Source organism: Chryseobacterium endophyticum (assembly GCF_056333165.1).
Map to the genome: position 1 here is coordinate 454,996 of NZ_JBWGXE010000002.1, position 17,266 is coordinate 472,261.

Annotated in this window: 21 protein-coding genes; 15 read left to right on the plus strand and 6 right to left on the minus strand. The window is 40.2% G+C overall.

Annotated features, from left to right (window positions below; translation table 11 throughout):
• Positions 1-21: 21 nt before the first annotated feature.
• Genes AC0N32_RS06455 through AC0N32_RS06490 form a run of 8 tightly spaced genes read left to right on the plus strand, consistent with a single transcriptional unit; the run spans position 22 to position 5,692 of the window.
• The gene (locus AC0N32_RS06455) at positions 22-1,200 is read left to right on the plus strand and encodes a zinc-dependent alcohol dehydrogenase (protein WP_476393039.1); all 1,179 of its coding nucleotides are present in this window, start codon (positions 22-24) and stop codon (positions 1,198-1,200) included.
• Positions 1,201-1,234: 34 nt separating this feature from the next.
• Positions 1,235-1,735, plus strand: coding sequence for a CinA family protein (locus AC0N32_RS06460; RefSeq protein WP_476393040.1), 501 nt, complete (start codon positions 1,235-1,237; stop codon positions 1,733-1,735).
• A 6-nt stretch (positions 1,736-1,741) separates the two neighbouring features.
• Positions 1,742-2,410 carry an SDR family NAD(P)-dependent oxidoreductase gene (locus AC0N32_RS06465; RefSeq protein ID WP_476393041.1) on the plus strand — a complete coding sequence of 223 codons (669 nt, stop codon included), beginning with the start codon at positions 1,742-1,744 and terminating at the stop codon, positions 2,408-2,410.
• Complete coding sequence (locus AC0N32_RS06470) at positions 2,410-2,538, plus strand: hypothetical protein (protein WP_476393042.1); 129 nt, start codon at positions 2,410-2,412, stop codon at positions 2,536-2,538. The genes AC0N32_RS06465 and AC0N32_RS06470 overlap by 1 nt, the downstream gene beginning before the upstream one ends.
• 15 nt (positions 2,539-2,553) lie before the next feature.
• Positions 2,554-3,297 carry an SDR family oxidoreductase gene (locus AC0N32_RS06475; protein ID WP_476393043.1) on the plus strand — a complete coding sequence of 248 codons (744 nt, stop codon included), beginning with the start codon at positions 2,554-2,556 and terminating at the stop codon, positions 3,295-3,297.
• A gap of 29 nt (positions 3,298-3,326) precedes the next feature.
• The gene (locus AC0N32_RS06480) at positions 3,327-3,479 is read left to right on the plus strand and encodes a hypothetical protein (protein ID WP_476393044.1); all 153 of its coding nucleotides are present in this window, start codon (positions 3,327-3,329) and stop codon (positions 3,477-3,479) included.
• A gap of 21 nt (positions 3,480-3,500) precedes the next feature.
• Positions 3,501-5,024: an FAD-dependent oxidoreductase gene (locus AC0N32_RS06485; RefSeq protein WP_476393045.1), complete on the plus strand. Its 1,524-nt coding sequence runs from the start codon at positions 3,501-3,503 to the stop codon at positions 5,022-5,024.
• A gap of 11 nt (positions 5,025-5,035) precedes the next feature.
• Entirely contained in the window at positions 5,036-5,692 is a 657-nt protein-coding gene (locus tag AC0N32_RS06490) for a DUF6766 family protein (protein WP_476393046.1), read from the plus strand.
• A gap of 594 nt (positions 5,693-6,286) precedes the next feature.
• Here AC0N32_RS06490 and AC0N32_RS06495 read toward each other — a convergent pair.
• Positions 6,287-6,796: a pyridoxamine 5'-phosphate oxidase family protein gene (locus AC0N32_RS06495; RefSeq protein ID WP_476393047.1), complete on the minus strand. Its 510-nt coding sequence runs from the start codon at positions 6,794-6,796 to the stop codon at positions 6,287-6,289.
• Positions 6,797-7,156: 360 nt separating this feature from the next.
• On the opposite strand from AC0N32_RS06495, the gene AC0N32_RS06500 reads away from it, so the two are divergent.
• Complete coding sequence (locus tag AC0N32_RS06500; protein WP_476393048.1) at positions 7,157-7,465, plus strand: hypothetical protein; 309 nt, start codon at positions 7,157-7,159, stop codon at positions 7,463-7,465.
• 15 nt (positions 7,466-7,480) lie between these two features.
• Entirely contained in the window at positions 7,481-8,221 is a 741-nt protein-coding gene (locus AC0N32_RS06505; RefSeq protein WP_476393049.1) for a GLPGLI family protein, read from the plus strand.
• Positions 8,222-8,302: 81 nt separating this feature from the next.
• Here the strand turns inward: AC0N32_RS06505 and AC0N32_RS06510 are convergent, their stop codons facing one another.
• Positions 8,303-8,533 carry a helix-turn-helix domain-containing protein gene (locus AC0N32_RS06510; protein ID WP_476393050.1) on the minus strand — a complete coding sequence of 77 codons (231 nt, stop codon included), beginning with the start codon at positions 8,531-8,533 and terminating at the stop codon, positions 8,303-8,305.
• Between the two features lie 216 nt (positions 8,534-8,749).
• Here AC0N32_RS06510 and AC0N32_RS06515 point away from each other — a divergent pair, with 216 nt between their 5' ends.
• From AC0N32_RS06515 to AC0N32_RS06530, 4 genes are all read left to right on the plus strand, one after another.
• Entirely contained in the window at positions 8,750-8,929 is a 180-nt protein-coding gene (locus AC0N32_RS06515; RefSeq protein ID WP_476393051.1) for a SymE family type I addiction module toxin, read from the plus strand.
• 623 nt (positions 8,930-9,552) lie between these two features.
• Complete coding sequence (kdsA, locus tag AC0N32_RS06520; protein WP_476393052.1) at positions 9,553-10,362, plus strand: 3-deoxy-8-phosphooctulonate synthase; 810 nt, start codon at positions 9,553-9,555, stop codon at positions 10,360-10,362.
• 112 nt (positions 10,363-10,474) lie between these two features.
• Positions 10,475-12,694: a TonB-dependent receptor plug domain-containing protein gene (locus AC0N32_RS06525; RefSeq protein WP_476393053.1), complete on the plus strand. Its 2,220-nt coding sequence runs from the start codon at positions 10,475-10,477 to the stop codon at positions 12,692-12,694.
• Complete coding sequence (locus AC0N32_RS06530) at positions 12,695-13,165, plus strand: DUF3347 domain-containing protein (protein WP_476393054.1); 471 nt, start codon at positions 12,695-12,697, stop codon at positions 13,163-13,165.
• A gap of 64 nt (positions 13,166-13,229) precedes the next feature.
• Here AC0N32_RS06530 and AC0N32_RS06535 read toward each other — a convergent pair whose 3' ends face one another.
• From AC0N32_RS06535 to AC0N32_RS06550, 4 genes are all read right to left on the minus strand, one after another.
• Positions 13,230-13,490, minus strand: coding sequence for a hypothetical protein (locus tag AC0N32_RS06535; protein ID WP_476393055.1), 261 nt, complete (start codon positions 13,488-13,490; stop codon positions 13,230-13,232).
• Positions 13,491-13,847: a hypothetical protein gene (locus tag AC0N32_RS06540; RefSeq protein ID WP_476393056.1), complete on the minus strand. Its 357-nt coding sequence runs from the start codon at positions 13,845-13,847 to the stop codon at positions 13,491-13,493.
• Between the two features lie 169 nt (positions 13,848-14,016).
• The gene (locus AC0N32_RS06545; RefSeq protein ID WP_002979276.1) at positions 14,017-14,883 is read right to left on the minus strand and encodes a sigma-70 family RNA polymerase sigma factor; all 867 of its coding nucleotides are present in this window, start codon (positions 14,881-14,883) and stop codon (positions 14,017-14,019) included.
• A 270-nt stretch (positions 14,884-15,153) separates the two neighbouring features.
• Entirely contained in the window at positions 15,154-15,945 is a 792-nt protein-coding gene (locus tag AC0N32_RS06550) for a S1/P1 nuclease (protein WP_476393057.1), read from the minus strand.
• Between the two features lie 376 nt (positions 15,946-16,321).
• On the opposite strand from AC0N32_RS06550, the gene AC0N32_RS06555 reads away from it, so the two are divergent.
• Positions 16,322-17,239, plus strand: coding sequence for a type VI secretion system baseplate subunit TssG (locus tag AC0N32_RS06555; RefSeq protein ID WP_476393058.1), 918 nt, complete (start codon positions 16,322-16,324; stop codon positions 17,237-17,239).
• Positions 17,240-17,266: the final 27 nt, after the last annotated feature.

Genomic DNA, 17,266 nt, shown 5'->3' on the forward strand with positions numbered 1-17,266 from the left:
CACAACACTAAATATTAAATTATGAAAGCAGCAGTTATTCACGGGCCGGGTATCATTAAATGTGATACGGTAGACGACCCGATTATCAAAGATGCAAACGACATTATTCTTAAAGTAACATCAACCGCCATTTGCGGAAGCGACCTGCACATGTATTCCGGTGGGATTCCACAGGCAAGACCGATGGTCATGGGCCATGAATTCATGGGCATCGTTGAGGAAGTAGGGCAGCACATTACCAATCTCAAAGTAGGAGACCGCGTAGTGGTGCCGTTCCCTATTTCCTGCGGGAGCTGTTATTTCTGCCAGCACGATCTGCCGACAGCCTGTGAGCACAGCAATCCTGAGCATTACGGGCCGGAAGGAGGCATTGTTACCGATAAAGGCGGTGCCTTATTCGGTTATTCCGATCTGTATGGAGGATACGATGGCGGGCAGGCGCAATACGTTCGAGTCCCTTACGCTCATTTCGGACCCAGAAAAGTTCCGGATAACCTTACCGATGAGCAGGTTCTTTTCCTTACTGATATTTTTCCTACCGGATACATGGGAGTTTTATGGGGAGAATTAAAAGGTGGTGAAACGGTAGCCATCTTCGGAGCAGGCCCGGTAGGTTCCATGTCGGTAAAATCGGCCATTCTGCACAATGCAAAAAAGGTTATCGTGATCGACACCCAACAGTACAGGCTGGACCAGATCAAAAATCTCACAGGATGCGACACGATCTTATGGAAAGACGGGCAGAATGTTATCGATCAGATCAGGGATATCACAGACGGAAGAGGAGCCGATCTCTGTATCGATGCAGTAGGCTTTGAGCCGGACCGTAACCTCATCGACCGGGCAAAAGCGGTCATCAACTTTGAAAAAGGATCTATAAAAGTTCTCGAAGCCTGTATGAGTGCCGTTAGGAGAGGAGGTATCGTTTCCGTCCTGGGCGTTTATCCGGTAAATTACGATAATTTCAAACTTGGACAGATTTTTGATAAAGGAATTACCATAAAAGCCGGGCAGTGCAACGTTCATGCAATCATTGATGAATTGCTGGATCACGTACAGAGCGGCAGGGTACAGCTGAATGACATCATTACCCACCGTCTTTCGCTTGAAGATGTTTCTAAAGGATACGAGATCTTCGACAAAAAGCAGGACGGATGTGTAAAGGTTGTTCTTGATCCATGGAAGGCTTCAGGTCTCTGAAAATAATATACACCAACACTTAAATATTAGAATTATGGAATTTCAAAAGAATCTTCTGGATTATATCAGCCAGTCTTTAATGACTACCGACGAAACCATTTCAGTGGTAGAAAGCGTAACCTCAGGCTGTCTGCAGTTGGCTTTCTCACAGATGCCGAATGCTTCAATGTTTTACAAAGGCGGTCTTACCGCCTATACCTTACAGGAAAAAGTAAGATTGCTGAATGTGGATGCCCACGAAGCCGAAGAATGCGACTGCGTTTCAGAAAACATCGCAGAAACAATGGCCCTTAATGTAGCAAAGCTTTTCGAATCCGACTGGTCGATCGCTACGACAGGATATTGCACACCGATTCGCAATTCTTCTTATAAAATCTATGCTTTCTTTTCATTTTCTTACAAAGGCGAGATCATTCTTACCAAAAAGCTGGAGCTGCATCCTAAGACACAGGCACTGAATGCACAGCTGTATTACACGGAATTTATCCTCGGATGCTTTAAAAGCGAAATTAATCAACTTTTAATTTTAAAGTAAGAACCTATGAACAGAAAAAATGAATATGCGCTGGTTACGGGAGCAACCAGCGGGATCGGCTATGAGCTTGCCAGACAGTTTGCAAAGAACGGATATGATCTCGTAATGGTAGCCCGGAATCACGATGAGCTGAAAGCAAAAGCTGATGAATTCAAAAGTTTCGGGATCAATGTTATCTCCATTGCGAAGAACCTTTTTATTGAAGAAGATGCTTATTCCTTATATTCTGAATTGAAATTAAACGGCATAAGCCCGTCGATTCTCGTAAATGATGCCGGACAGGGCGTGTACGGCAAGTTTCAGGATACCGACATTCACAGGGAAGTAGATATTGTTAACCTGAATATTGTTTCAGTACTCATCCTTACAAAAATGTTCCTGAAAGACCGCTTGCCAAAAGGATCAGGAAGAATTCTCAATCTCGCTTCGATTGCAAGTAAGGCACCCGGTCCGTGGCACTCGGTATATCACGGAACAAAAGCGTTTATCCTTTCATGGTCGGAAGCTATCCGCGAAGAACTTAAGGATTCCGGAATTACCGTAACGGCACTCCTGCCGGGACCGACAGATACAGATTTTTTCAACAAAGCGGATATGAACGAAAGTAAAATCCTTGAAGACAAAGACAACCTTTCGTCACCGAAGAAGTGGCCATTGACGGCTACAATGCCTTGATGAATGGTGACGATAAAGTAGTTTCAGGGCTTAAAAATAAACTCACCGTGGCCATGTCTAATATTGCACCGGACAGCATGGCCGCACACAGAATGGCAGAAATGCAAAAACCGGTAAATGAAAAGTAAATGACTATGGGAAAAATGAAATTAGAAAATAAAAATGTACTGATCACAGGCGCAGACAGCGGAATCGGTAAGGCAGTGGCTTTACTTTTTGCAGAAGAGGGAGCAAACATTGCTATTATCTATTATTCCGATGAGAAAGATGCAGAAAAAACAAAATCAGAAATTGAGGGCCTTGGCAGGAAGGCGGCCATTTTTAAGGGAGATGTCAACGATTATAAGTTCTGTAAAGAAACAACCGATAAAGTCGTCTCCGAATTTGGGAGCATTGATATTTTGGTAAACAATGCGGGCGTGCAGTTCCCGGCCGATGATATCACTGAGCTGGAAGAGGAAAATATCCGGACGACATTCAATTCAAATATCATAGGGATGATTCTTCTTACCAAAGTGGTCTTTCCTCATCTTAAAGAGGGAAGCTCAGTCATCAATACGACTTCGGCAACCGCTTACCAGGGACATGAGCAGCTTCTGGACTATTCCGCGACAAAAGGAGCGATCGTTGCCTTTACCCGCTCACTTGCCTTACAGTCGAAACCGAAAGGGATCCGTGTAAATGCTGTGGCTCCGGGACCTGTCGCAACGCCATTGACCAAAGAGACTTTTGGGGAAGAAGACGACGATCCGAACAAACCGCCTTTCGAGAGAAACGCTACACCGGAAGAAGTAGCCGGAAGCTTCCTGTTCCTGGCCAGTGATGATGCTGCACAGATTACAGGACAGGTGCTCCATCCCAACGGCGGGATCGTAATCAACGGATAAACTTACATTAAAATAAAAACATCATGATTATGAAAACAACCACTTTAGTTTTGGGAATTTTAAGCCTCTTCGCATTTTCATCCTGCAGATGCGGGTTTGATGAAGACGAACCGAGAAACAGATACGACAATAAGAATTCCGACAGCAATACCGCAAAAAGCGACACATTGCAGATCAGATAAGTTTAACGAAAATTAAAATACATGTACAGAGACGGAGCAAGAAAAAGTATATGGCAGGAAGAAATCAGGAAATTTCCCGCAGAGGCCGACCTTCAGCAGCTCTACGATGTAGCCGTAGTCGGAGGAGGGATTACAGGGGTTTCCACTGCACTGAAGCTGCAGCAGGAAGGCAAAAGATGTATTCTTCTGGAAGCGGCCAATATCGGTTTCGGAACCACCGGCGGAACCACCGCACACCTGAACGACTTCTTTGATACAACTTTTAAGGAAGCGATCAGTGACTTCGGATCCGAAAACGCAAAACTCTTTGCGAATGTGGGGAGGGAAGCGATCGGTATGATCGAAAGTAACATTCAGCATTTTGGTATCGACTGTGATTTCGAGAGAAAAACAGCTTATCTTTTCGCCTTAGATGAGAAACAACAGAAGCAGCTGAAAGATATTGTGGAAGGAGCCTCGGAAGTAGGACATGAGGTGACCTATGTGGAAGAAATCCCTTTTCCCATTCCTTTTAAAGAGGCGGTGCGTATTCCTGACCAGGCACAATTCCATCCTATCAATTATATCAAAGGTTTATGTGAAGCATTTATAAGCATGGGAGGGGTTATTCTGGAGGAATGCCGTTCTGAAAACCACGATGAGCAGGAAAATATGGTTCTATTACAGACATCATCGGGAAAAATTAAGGCTAAGAATGTGGTGTATGCCACGCATATTCCGCCAGGTCTGAGTGTTTTACACATTACCAATGCACCTTACAGAAGTTATGCTTTAGCCTTCAGCCTGAAAAACGGAAAATATCCTGAAGACCTGGGCTATGACCTCATCGATCCTTATCATTATTACCGGGTGCAGGAAATAAACGGGCAGAAGCTTCTCATTGCAGGAGGAGAAGACCATAAAACGGGACACGAAGAAGATACAGGAGAATGCTTTTCAAGACTTGAAAATTATGTCAGAAAATATTTCGATGTGGAAACCGTTTCTTACAGTTGGTCCAGCCAATATTACGAACCGGCAGACGGATTTCCGTACATTGGCAAACTTCCGGGTAGTGCCGGCAAAATATTTTGTGCCACCGGGTTCAGAGGAAACGGAATGATATTCGGAACCATCTCCTCACAGATTCTTTCGGATTTAATCATTAAAGGTGAGAATAAATATGAATCGATCTTCAGCCCGTCGAGAATAAAACCGATTGCTGGCTTTGCCGATTTTGTGAAAGAAAACGCAGTGGTCGCTTACGATTTTATTAAAGATAAACTCTTTGCCGAAAAGATCCATTCGCTTTCGGAAGTAAAAGAAGGACAGGCCAAAGTGGTGAAATACGAAGGCGAATCCTACGCTTTGTACAAGGAAACCAACGGAACCTTACATCTGGTAAAAAGCACCTGTCCGCATGCAAAGTGCGAAGTGAGATGGAACAGTGCCGAGCTCAGCTGGGATTGTCCATGCCACGGATCGCGATTCAATATCAATGGAAAACTCCTTACCGGACCAACCGTGAGAGATCTTCCTCGTGTGGATATCGATTCTGAAATTTAATCATTAAAGCCATGTCTAAAAAAGGGTTTTTATATCGGAACAGTTTAAGTATTGTGTTGATCGTCTTTATGCTATGCTGTCTTTCCGCACAGTTCTTTACCGGCTGGAAAACCGAAAATAAAGAACTCATGGAAAACGGAAGTGCCGCATTAAGTATAGGACAATACGTTTACAGCGGACATTTCATACAGGCTACATTCGAAAACTGGGAAAGTGAGTTCCTGCAGATGATGCTGTATATTTTGCTGACGGTTTCTTTACGGCAGAAAGGGTCGAGCGAATCAAAATCTTTGGAGCAAGAAGAAGATGTCGACAGAGAACCTGTAGCTCACGCCGGTGCCCCGTGGGCCGTGAAAAAGGGCGGTATTTGGCTGAAGATCTACAAGCATTCTTTATCCATCGCTTTTGCGGTTTTATTCCTCATCAGCTTTTCGCTTCATTTCTACGGAAGCCTGAAGGAGTACAATGAAGAGCAGATTTCCAAAGAAAAGCCGACCATCAGCGCATCAGAGTACATCACGGAATCCCGTTTCTGGTTTGAATCTTTCCAGAACTGGCAGAGCGAATTTCTCGCCGTTGCCTCCCTGGTGATTCTTTCCATCTGGCTGCGCGAAAAGGGATCCCCGGAATCCAAACCCGTGGATATGCCTCATAGCGAAACACCTTAGTTCACTATATTTATAACATAAAAAGGCTGTCCGGAAAGTCTGGACAGCCTTTTTAATAATCATTTTACAGCATACCCATGAAGTACACTTTTAATTTGCTCCATAGGAGCAATATCTGTGTAGATCAATATCAGCATCTTCTAGCAGAATTCCATAGGAGTTCAATCTTATATAGCACACCGCTGGCGTGCTTGCGATGACGCTATTACTTCTTCTGCTACACAGATATTGCTCCCCTGGAGCATAAAATTATTGTGTTCAATCCTATAGCAAAAGAAATAGACTGTCCCAAACTTTTCGGACAGGAGCTTTTGAGTTTTCTTTTAATAATCATTTTACAACATACCAATAAAGTACACTTTTAATTTGCTCCATAGGAGCAATATCTGTGTAGATCAATATCAGCATCTTGTAGCAGAACTCCATAGGAGTTCTATCTTATAATAGCACACCGCTGGCGTGCTTGCGTTGACCCTATTACTTGTTATGCTACACAGATATTGCTCCCTGGAACATAAAATTATTGTGTTATCCGGTAGCAAAAGAATAGGCTGCATCAATGATGCAGCCTATCAATTTTTTATTTGAATATTCTTAGATTTTTGCCTGTCCTTCAACACCATCTGAATTATCGGTGGTGTTTCCGGTAACGGCCGCCGTTACGAAGTTTACCAGGCTTACCAGTTTGCCTACTTTCGTATCCCAATAATACGATTCTCTCGGCTCTACGCGGATGATCGAAACGTTAGGATCATCTTTTCCGTCTTCAAACCATGCCTTGGCCATTGGTGACCATTTGTCTTCGATGGTCGAACGGTCTTTGTAAATCGTAGCATCTCCGAAAACGGACAGGTACTGATAGTCGCCATTGTTCATAAAGAACAGCTGGACTCTTTTATCTTCTTTAATCTCAAAATTTTTGTTGCTAGTATCACTGCTGATGAACCAAAGATTTCCTTCCTCATCCGTTTCCTGTAAAGACATCGGTCTTGAATTGATCGGCAGTGTATCCAATTCTGTACAGAACATACATATTTTAGCACTTTCTGATAGATCTTTGATTTTTTTTACAGCGTCGTGGTGTGTAAGATTTTCTGTTGACATAATATTATATTTTTTAGTGATTGGTATTTGAAAAGTACTGTTGACTATTCAAAAACCCGACCATAGTGAGCTTTATCTTTAAAAATTACGGACAATACATAAAATCGTTAGTGAAAGTATACTGTGAGATTTACTAATAACCGAGATTTGAAATTTATCGTTAAAAGATAATAATTAATATCTCCATTTACCCCCTGATGTTGTGAGCTTTCAAGCTGATGTACTCTAAAACATTTCCATGTTAGAAAATGAGATGCTCGAGCTACGTGCGAATTATATAACAAATAAACATTAAAATATAAATCACAAAGTGTTATCATTTATTACCTTTAACAGACAAACAAACAAAACTTATTTTTCATGAAAAAAATCTTTTTAGTAACAGCCTTCAGTGCTGCTGGTTTTATGAACGCTAATGGAACTGTAGAGAACAAATTTGATGCTCAAAAAAGCACAGAACAAAAAGAAGCAGTGGTTGCGTTTCAACTCTGTGGAGTTATGGTAACTTATTTCAATTCACAAGGACAACCAACCGGCCAAACATGGTTTACTTCAGATCAACCAAATTTAAACTCGTGCATGGCTTATCAGGCAGGTGTAATTGCTGATTTAAGATCTCAAGGCTATAACGTAAAAGCGTTACAACCTAATTCAGATGTAAATCCATAGTCAAAACAATCAAGTATGTATAAGTTTTTTTTTCTATTATCTATTTTCTCTGTCTGGATATCTGCACAAAAACAGATCCACATCCAATATCTCAATGTTAGGTCAACTATTGCAAATGTTTACGAAGACCTTTATACAGACGGAACAAGAGTTATTTCTAAACAAGACGGTAATATTATGTGGACCGATCCCTCATTTAATAAAAATAATAGTAAGGGACAGGATTTTTATTTTATTTCTACTATTGATACTACTACAAAGGATAGAAATTTCTTCTTTACCACTTTTGTGAAAGATAATGCTGAGGATTACTATTTGGTGTACGATAAAGTTCCGCACATAGATTGGCTAATCGATAAGGAAACTACAAAAAAAATACTTGGTTACGATTGTATTAAAGCTACTGCTAATTTTCGAGGCTCACCCATAACAGCATTTTTCACAAAAGAAATACCGTATTCTGTTGGACCCTTTAAATTTTTTGGTCTCCCAGGAGCAATTCTTGATGTTCGAGTAGATGGCCAAAATTATGACTTATGGAAAGCTGTTAAGGTTGATCTAAATGATACTGCAAACATAGATTACAATCCCGAATTTCCAGGTTATACTAAAGCAAAAATGCAAGACTTTGTAAAATTAAAAGATGCGAGCAATACTTCTTTTATGAATAATAGTAAGGTTGCTGGCAGTACAGGAAAAGTAGCAACGGTACGGATGGGAATTGAAAAGTTGTTTGAATGGGAAACAACTCCTTAAATACCTTTAAATACAAAAAACAAGAGGCTGTCTAAAATGTTTAGGCAGCCTCAATTTTGTTAAGATTTTCCATAAATTAATTTAGGGGTTGTGCAATTCAAAATCAAACAATTCCCGCGGATGAACTTCTAATCCTTTAGCCAGTTCCTGTATTGTTGAAATTCTTATATCAACTTCTCCTTTTTCAATTTTGCTTATATTGCTATGGTCAATATCACATTTCTGAGCTAACTGCCGGTAGCTCAATCCAAGCTTTTTTCTAAAATTTTCAACCCTTTTTCCAAAAGCTATTCTAAATTCAATCCTATCCATTATAATTATGGTTATAAGAGCAATTTGGAAAGTTTATGATAAAATATTGTAGTTTAATTAACCTACGTATTAAAAATTATTTTACATTTGCTACATAAATTACTCATTCAAATAAAAACACAATCTATCATATTACCTTGGCTCTTAGGGAAAAGAAGTTCAGGCTTTATCAGGCTTCCTGCTTTACAGCTTCACAAAAACTAAAAAAACATAACCATGATGAATTCAAGAAGACTTAAGATCAATACCACCTATCAGAAAAGCAGCGACCGGATGATAACGGTCTCCGAAATCCGGCTTAAAGGCAAATGGCTTGAAAAGCTAGGTTTTGAAAAGGGGAAAACCGTAAACATCAAACAACACAAAAACAAACTGACGATCACCGTTGCGAAATAACACCACCCGAAAACTGCATTGGGTTTCCCACAAGTTGCGCAGGACTTCCGTAGTCCTTCAGAGATTTAAAACAATAGTGCTTTTAACTTCCTGCAATTGCATTTTGTCACAAACACACCTGTTTGTCATCTCATGCAACTGCATTTTGTTATAAACACATCTGTTTGTAACCTAATGCAATTGTATTTTATCACAAACACTATTGTTTGTAATCTCCTGCAATTGTATTTTGTTTCCCGCAAACTGCGTAAGACTTCTACAGTTGTAATAAGCCCAACCATTCTGCGCCTGAAGATTTCAGCAGTACTTCGTCAGGCAAAATTCTTATCTTGCGCAGAATTTGGAAGCGGAAGCAAAATAACACAGATTTGAATACATCAGTTTTAAAAACCTGAATTAATGAATATCGTATCAATAGAAATGGGCTTTAGCCCATTTGCTCTATGATGCCGGCTGATCAGGCTTTAGCCAAAACCTACCCTAAGTTTAGACTAAAGCCAATGGCAAACCGCTATCAGTTCATCGGGCTAAAGCCCATTTCTATTGATAAGTTATTTACCCTAAATAATTTCTGATTCTGAAACTTTCTCAGTATTTTTACTGAAGTTTTAATACCAAAGAAAATGATTCAGTATTTAGATAATATTCATCACAAAGATTCCAAAAACTTTTTCCTGATCGCAGGACCTTGTATCATCGAAGGGGAAGACATGGCGCTTCGCATTGCTGAAAAAGTCGTTGAGCTCACCAACAAATACAACATTCCTTATATCTTCAAAGGAAGCTTTAAAAAAGCCAACCGAAGCAGGGTAGATTCGTTTACCAGCATCGGTGAAGAAAAATCCCTTGAGATCCTTAAAAAAGTGGGAGAGACCTTCAATATCCCGACCACGACAGACATTCATGAAAATGAGCACGCCGCTTTAGCTGCAAAATATGTGGATGTCTTGCAGATTCCTGCATTTCTCGTTCGCCAGACGGATCTTTTGGTGGCCGCAGCCCACACCGGAAAATGTGTGACTTTAAAGAAAGGCCAGTTTCTCTCCCCGGAATCCATGAAGTTTGCCGTACAGAAGATCACCGATTCTGACAATCAGAAAGTCGCGATCATTGAAAGAGGAAACTCCTTCGGATATACCGATCTGATCGTTGATTACAGGGGAATTCCAACGATGAGAAATTACGCTCCGGTGATTCTTGACGTAACCCATTCTCTACAACAGCCGAACCAGAGCTCAGGCGTTACGGGAGGAAGACCCGATCTTATCGAAACCGTAGCCAAAGCCGGAATTGCAGTAGGAGCAGACGGAATTTTTATTGAAACCCATCCGACGCCGGAAACTGCTTTATCCGATGGTGCCAATATGCTGAGACTTGATCTTCTGGAAGATTTGCTGCAAAAATTAACCAGAGTAAGAGAGGCCATCCTTTAATTTAATATTGTTTTATGAAACGTTTTGCAGATCTCGCACTAAATGTTAATAAAGTTTAAAAAAGTTAAAATAAAATTTATATATTCACGTTTGAAATTCTAAAACATTTCTTTTGAAAAAACTAGTTTTACCATTGAGCCTTATGGTTCCTGCGTTAGTATTCTCCCAGGTAAGAAAAAAGAAGGATACGATGAAAACCGCCACCATTGAAGAAGTGGTCTTTCAGAAAAAAGTAGCAGGAAGAACCAATGATCTTACCACTGTGAAAATTTCAGCGAAAGATGCTCAGAATGTAGCGAGCATTTCCGGAGGTATCGAAGGAATCATCAAAACCCTGCCTTCCGTAAACTCCAATACGGAACTTTCTTCACAGTATATGGTTCGTGGCGGAAACTACGACGAAAACCTGATCTACATCAACGATATCGAGATCTACAGACCGTTCCTGATCAGAAATTCACAGCAGGAAGGATTAAGTATTATCAATCCCGACATGGTTTCTACCGTGAATTTTTCTGCGGGAGGTTTCGAGCCGAGATACGGTGATAAAATGTCTTCAGCCCTGAATATCTATTACCGCGAACCGGAAAAATTCGAACTTTCAGGAGAAGGAAGCTTAATCGGCGGAAGACTGACCACTGGCTTTGCCGCAGGCAAAGATAAAGATGACAACAGGAAATTTACAGCGCTGTTTTCAGGAAGATACAGGAATACAAATCTTGTTCTCAATACGTTAAAAGAAGATACTGACTTTAATCCGAAGTATATGGATTTCCAGACGTATCTTAATTATCATTTCAGCCCGAAGCTTACTTTATCTTTCATAGGATACTATTCTAACAATGATTACGAAATGGTCCCGAAAACGAGAGAAGTAGATTTCGGAAGCCTTCAGCAGCCTCTTAAACTCAATGTATTTTACCGCGGCCGCGAAGATGATAAGTATAAAAATATGATGGGAACGGCTTCCATCAATTACAAACCTTCAGACAAATGGCGGGTAACCCTTGATGCGTTTGCCTATCAGAACCGTGAAAGGGAATACTACAGCATTTCTTCTTCCTATGCCCTGCAGACTTATGATCCGGTGACCGGCGATCCCGTAACCTCATACGATGCGGGAGGGCAGATCGAACATGCCAGAAATGATCTTCAGGTAAAAACATACGGCGCACAGTTCAGAACGCGTTTTTCACCTAACGTGAATACCGATATCGAAGTAGGATTCAAATACGAAAAAGAAAACCTGAGAGATCTTACCAACGAATGGAAATTAGCAGATTCTGCGGGATACAGCCTTCCACACGAAGAGTTCATACAGCCAAGAGATGCGGATGATCTGAGATTAATGTATAATATTTCCGGGAACAACCACATCCAGCCGACCAGAATGTCTGCTTATGCCCAGTATTCACAGAAGTTTTTCTGGGGCAGCAATAAGGTTTTCGTTAATGCCGGAGCGCGTGTCGCCCACTGGAGTTTTAACGATGAAACGATCTTTTCACCAAGAGCACAGTTTGCCATCAAACCGGATTGGGATACTGACATGCTATTCAGGCTCTCTGGAGGAATTTACTACCAGGCGCCTTTCTATAAAGAAATCAAAGACCTTGACGGAAACTTTAATTCTTCTATTAAATCACAGCGGTCGATCCAGGCCATTCTGGCCAATGACTACGAATTTTATATGTACGAAAGGCCGTTTAAGCTAACGACCGAGCTGTATTATAAAAAGATGAATGACCTTATCCCTTATTATATGGATAATGTGAGAATTCGTTATTCAGGCAAGAACAACGCATCAGGATATGCATACGGAATTGATACAAGACTTTTCGGGGAATTTGTTCCGGGAATTGATTCATGGCTTTCGGCAAGTTATGCCAGAGTCTATGAAAACATTGACGGAAAGGGTGATATCCCGAGACCTACGGATCAGCGTTTCAGATTTGCGATGTTCTATCAGGATTATATGCCGGCATTTCCGCAAATGCGTGTCAATCTTACCTTAACCTATGCCATGGGACTGCCGACCGGAGCACCGGTACTTACCGATCCTTACCAATATCAGAAGACTCTTCCATCATACAAAAGAGTAGATTTAGGGTTATCGTATGCCTTTATAGATCCGAAAGAGAAGCAAGGAGGATACGGCTTCTGGGGTAATTTTGAAGAGCTGACTTTAGGAGTACAGGTTTTCAATGCCTTTAATATCAGGAATACCGTAGCCAACCAATGGATCAGCGATGCCAACACCAATTTGATGTATCCGGTGCCAGTACGTCTTACAGGACGGTTCTTTAATGTAAAACTTGAATTCAGAATAAAATAAATGAAAAAATATATCATTACCGCCATGCTTTCTGTACTGTCAGCAGTTTCCGTATTGGCACAGTCAAAAAAAGATGTGCAGGTGAGTAAATTATACAGTGATTACATCGGTATAAAATCGGCCTTAGCTTCTGATGATGCGGGTAAAGCTTCGGCAGCGGCCGCAGCATTTATCAAAACTTCTTCATCATCCCGTAAAGCTTTATCAGAAGGACAATTGAACACTTTGCGAAAAGATGCTAAAACCATTGCCGACTCAAAAAATATTTCCGTGCAGCGAAAAACTTTTCACAACCTTTCCGACAATATGATTGCGCTTTCCAAAGAATATAAACTGTCCCAGGAGCTGGTATATATTCAGTATTGCCCGATGGCTGAAGGCAGCTGGCTGAGTGATGAATCAAAGATTATCAATCCATATTACGGGAAATCAATGTTGTCTTGCGGAAGTGTGAAGTCAACGATTAAATAAGAAACATTCTGCGATTGCACAGTTTTCGAACAAACTAAAAACTGTGCAATTGTTTTGGAATTTACTAGCGTTCAAGAAGTATTACCTTTTCCACTATTTTCCTGTTAAAACTTATCGGAACCATTTTCATAATGAGATTTCTAAAGCTGCCTGCTTTTTCCCATTGCGAAAACTGTCCGAGCTTACGGCTGGTACTCACCACATAATCTACTTTCTTTCTTCTTATTTTCTGGAATGCTGCAAAAACGGCATTCAGATCTTTATCCTTACCATATAATTTCCCGATGATATAAGCATCTTCGATAGCCTGGCTCTTTCCCGACATTTACCAATCCTGTATACAAAAATCTTTATTCTCTAAATTCACAAATATTTTATAATTGATTTTTAATGAGCCCCGCATAGAAAATCCTGTGATCCTAAGTTTATTCTCCACTTTCATTTTTGAAATGTACTGTATTTCTTCCCAGATCTCAGAAAACTTTTCATTATTGCCAATTCTACTGAGCTGTAAAATCGGCTGAGCTTGCTTTAAAAATTTGCTTGTAGCCAATAAAAATATATGGTTTTTAAAAAAAACGACATCAGCTATATTTTTGTGATAATTGTAAGATGTTCTGCCGCCTGAAATATCAATATCTATTTTTGCATTTTTAATAATAACAAAATCTTTTCCTTTCAAAAAGGCCAGGAATTTTTCGTGTTTTCTCTTATAATAAAGATGAAGCGTAAGATTTCCGAAAATAAAAATCAGGATAAATCCTCCGATAAAAAAATAGAGTTTGTTCATAGACAAAAAACAAAAAACGGAACCTGAAAATCAGGCTCCGCATATTTAGTTTCGTTAAAAATTACTTCCCTAAATAAGATTTTAAGATCTTACTTCTGGTGTTGTGTTTCAATCTCTTAATCGCTTTTTCTTTGATCTGGCGAACACGTTCTCTCGTAAGGTCGAAAGTTTCACCGATTTCTTCCAGCGTCATCGGATGTTTTCCGTTCAGTCCGAAATACAGTCTTACCAGATCCGCTTCTCTTGGGGTGAGCGTATTCAATGCTCTTTCGATTTCGATTTGAAGAGATTCAAGCATCAGATCTTTATCCGGGCTTGGGGACTCTCCTGAACGTAATACATCGTAAAGATTGGAATCTTCACCTTCTACCAAAGGCGCATCCATAGACAAATGTCTTCCGGAGTTTTTCATCGATTCCTTGATATCTTCCTCGCTCATATCGAGAACTTCTGCCAATTCTTCCGGTGAAGGCGGTCTTTCGTTTTCCTGTTCAAGGTGAGCGTAAGCTTTATTGATCTTGTTGATAGAACCGATCTTGTTCAAAGGCAATCTTACAATTCTCGACTGCTCAGCCAAGGCCTGTAAAATCGACTGACGGATCCACCAAACCGCATAAGAGATAAATTTGAAACCTCTAGTTTCATCGTACCTTTTTGCCGCTTTCATAAGTCCTAAATTCCCTTCATTAATTAAATCTGGCAAAGAAAGACCCTGATTTTGGTACTGTTTGGATACCGATACTACGAAACGAAGGTTAGCTTTGATTAATTTTTCCAGTGCTGCTCTGTCGCCCGCACGGATCCTTTGTGCTAATTCTACCTCTTCGTCCGCAGTGATAAGTTCCACTTTACCAATTTCCTGCAAATACTTGTCTAATGAAGCAGTTTCCCTGTTGGTTACCTGCTTAGTGATTTTTAATTGTCTCATCTATTATTTTCCTCAAAAAAGAGTTTCTATACTATTATACGTATGAAACATCAAAAAGGTTACAAAGGTTTCAATAATTTTTCATTTAATTAAATTGAATCTGAAAAAATAATTGTAAATTATCCGCCTCACGCCGCTAAGGCCTTGATTCGATGTTTTTTAACTTTATATTTACTATTTTCCCTGGTAATCACAAAAAAAGCGGAACCGAACTTCCGCCTGTATAATTTAATAAAGACCAAATTCACAATTGACCATTCACCATTCACCTTAGAAAAGATCATTCAGCCATTTGGCCAGTCTTAAACCTCCGTACAGAAGCTGTCTTTCCATGGTATCGTTGAATTTATACTGATAATCGTAAGAAAGTTTTGAATCCATTGGTGTCTGGGCGTAGATTCTGTTGGCAATTTTATGAGAATCGAACAACCAGTCTTCCAGTGTTCCTTTCTGGATTTCTTTTACTTCAGCATCAGATTTAATATCTAAAAGCCTGGAATATTCAGTATAGCTGTATTTTTGCGAATCGACCAGTTTACCGTCCCATACAGAGTGTAAATTTGTCTTTTCCCCGAAATAAGTAACGTTGATTTTATTTCCGCCGAGATCCTCAGCTCTTCCCACATGCATAGGCTGTGCAAGATCTCCCATAATATGAATAAGGAAAATCAGAGCAATCTTTCTGTCTTTTTCAGAAGTTTTAGCATCTTTAATCTGACTGGAAAGCACATTGACCTGGGTATAGAGGCTCGGCCCGGCCTGCGCTTTAAGTTTCGTCTCAAAAGTTTTGAAATCCGTTTGCGGATCAATATTCACGTAATGCCACGATGACGCTTCTTTCCAGGCACCGGTAGTATCGGATTTGATAAAATCCGGCCAGTTGGCCCAATACGCAAGACGTTCTCTTCCCATCATTTTCCTGATTTCCCTTCTCGCTTTTCCGGAAAGGTGATTCTCCGCGATTTCTGCAATAATCCGGTGTCCCGTAAGTCCCCAGGCATATGAATACAGCGAAGACGCCATAAATGCCAGCATCAGAATTTTAGAATACATACTTTTCATTGTAAAATAACATTTTCAGTCCGCAAAGATACAGTTAATTTTAAGGTTAATATGATGTTTATCGAAGGACCGGGAAATTTAATCAAATCTTAATTTATAGTTGGTGGTTGGTGGTTGATAGGAGATGCAAAAGGAGATTTGGTTCCTGACAATTACATTTTGATCTGGAGAAGTATTTCTTAACATTAATTAAGGCTAAATATTAACCTCCACTCAATTTCAATCTAATTTTATTTTTTTTCTTTATTTAATCATATTTATTTACTATTTTTAGTATAAAATTAATTGTAAAATATTTTTTCAAAAATTTGAGATATATTATTTTTACAGGCCAAAAATCACAGCAAACACTATGTATGAGAATAATATTGTAGAAATGAATTACAATAAGCTGCAGACGGACTTCAAAGCGGAAGCGGTAGCAGTGAATCTCCTAAAATATCACAGAGCGGTCAGCAATATTTTTATTGAACGGATTGGCATCAATGATCGTGCTTATCTCAAGGATATTAAAAATATTACCAGCGATTACCTCGGATTTGATGAGGAAGTTTTTACCATAGAAACCTACAGGGAAGGAATTTACGATTACCTTCCGGAAGGGCTATTCCATCCGCCTTCGCTGGGGGCAACGAGGAAAAACGTGGAAAGCGTTGTCCGGGAAATCCGTAAGCAGAAAAGAGTAGAGGAAGATGCCCGAAAATTCTTCAAGCCTTTTGAACTGGAAGTCTTTTTCACTGAAATAAGCGCCTTACTCAAAGAATCAGATTTTGAAGTTGCCAGCGATACCGATGCACTCCTCGAGACCATAAGAGAATTGTGGCCCCTGATCAATATGATGGATAAGCAGAATGCCTACATTTTCATTTATATCTTACCTTTTTTTCATCAAATCCGCGGAGATAAATCGTGGTTTGAAAGATGTATGACCGCTTTTCTCCAAATTCCCGTGAAAGTCACTTTCGCCCCGAATATCATTGCAGGGGTCGAACAGGAAAATGATTCCATGCTTCTGGGAAACTCACAATTGGGTGTCACTTATATTCCCAGCGGGAACCACATGGACGGACAAAGAAACTGGGTAGTCAATATCGGCCCGATTCCTTACGGAGAAATGAAAAAATACATCGACGGCAGCCCTTTCCGGAAAGTACTTCAGGCCATGTATGATTATTTCCTGCCGGTAAGTGTGGATATTGAGGAAAATTTCATTACCGAAAAGAGAGAATATTCTTTCGCCCTGGAGGATGATGAAAGAAATACAAACCGTCTCGGTTACTCGACATTCCTCTGAAAATTTTTAACTATATTTACTTCACCA

What these genes read in the sequence shown, in the direction of transcription:
- AC0N32_RS06480 (WP_476393044.1), top strand. Translation starts at nt 3,327, where the DNA reads ATGAAAACAACCACTTTAGTTTTGGGAATTTTAAGCCTCTTCGCATTT.
- AC0N32_RS06535 (WP_476393055.1), bottom strand. Translation starts at nt 13,490, where the DNA reads ATGTCGGGAAAGAGCCAGGCTATCGAAGATGCTTATATCATCGGGAAA.
- AC0N32_RS06530 (WP_476393054.1), top strand. Translation starts at nt 12,695, where the DNA reads ATGAAAAAATATATCATTACCGCCATGCTTTCTGTACTGTCAGCAGTT.
- AC0N32_RS06505 (WP_476393049.1), top strand. Translation starts at nt 7,481, where the DNA reads ATGTATAAGTTTTTTTTTCTATTATCTATTTTCTCTGTCTGGATATCT.
- AC0N32_RS06490 (WP_476393046.1), top strand. Translation starts at nt 5,036, where the DNA reads ATGTCTAAAAAAGGGTTTTTATATCGGAACAGTTTAAGTATTGTGTTG.
- AC0N32_RS06555 (WP_476393058.1), top strand. Translation starts at nt 16,322, where the DNA reads ATGAATTACAATAAGCTGCAGACGGACTTCAAAGCGGAAGCGGTAGCA.
- AC0N32_RS06500 (WP_476393048.1), top strand. Translation starts at nt 7,157, where the DNA reads ATGAAAAAAATCTTTTTAGTAACAGCCTTCAGTGCTGCTGGTTTTATG.
- AC0N32_RS06550 (WP_476393057.1), bottom strand. Translation starts at nt 15,945, where the DNA reads ATGAAAAGTATGTATTCTAAAATTCTGATGCTGGCATTTATGGCGTCT.
- AC0N32_RS06465 (WP_476393041.1), top strand. Translation starts at nt 1,742, where the DNA reads ATGAACAGAAAAAATGAATATGCGCTGGTTACGGGAGCAACCAGCGGG.
- AC0N32_RS06510 (WP_476393050.1), bottom strand. Translation starts at nt 8,533, where the DNA reads ATGGATAGGATTGAATTTAGAATAGCTTTTGGAAAAAGGGTTGAAAAT.
- AC0N32_RS06495 (WP_476393047.1), bottom strand. Translation starts at nt 6,796, where the DNA reads ATGTCAACAGAAAATCTTACACACCACGACGCTGTAAAAAAAATCAAA.
- AC0N32_RS06470 (WP_476393042.1), top strand. Translation starts at nt 2,410, where the DNA reads ATGAATGGTGACGATAAAGTAGTTTCAGGGCTTAAAAATAAACTCACC.
- kdsA (WP_476393052.1), top strand. Translation starts at nt 9,553, where the DNA reads ATGATTCAGTATTTAGATAATATTCATCACAAAGATTCCAAAAACTTT.
- AC0N32_RS06460 (WP_476393040.1), top strand. Translation starts at nt 1,235, where the DNA reads ATGGAATTTCAAAAGAATCTTCTGGATTATATCAGCCAGTCTTTAATG.
- AC0N32_RS06545 (WP_002979276.1), bottom strand. Translation starts at nt 14,883, where the DNA reads ATGAGACAATTAAAAATCACTAAGCAGGTAACCAACAGGGAAACTGCT.
- AC0N32_RS06515 (WP_476393051.1), top strand. Translation starts at nt 8,750, where the DNA reads ATGATGAATTCAAGAAGACTTAAGATCAATACCACCTATCAGAAAAGC.
- AC0N32_RS06455 (WP_476393039.1), top strand. Translation starts at nt 22, where the DNA reads ATGAAAGCAGCAGTTATTCACGGGCCGGGTATCATTAAATGTGATACG.
- AC0N32_RS06485 (WP_476393045.1), top strand. Translation starts at nt 3,501, where the DNA reads ATGTACAGAGACGGAGCAAGAAAAAGTATATGGCAGGAAGAAATCAGG.
- AC0N32_RS06475 (WP_476393043.1), top strand. Translation starts at nt 2,554, where the DNA reads ATGAAATTAGAAAATAAAAATGTACTGATCACAGGCGCAGACAGCGGA.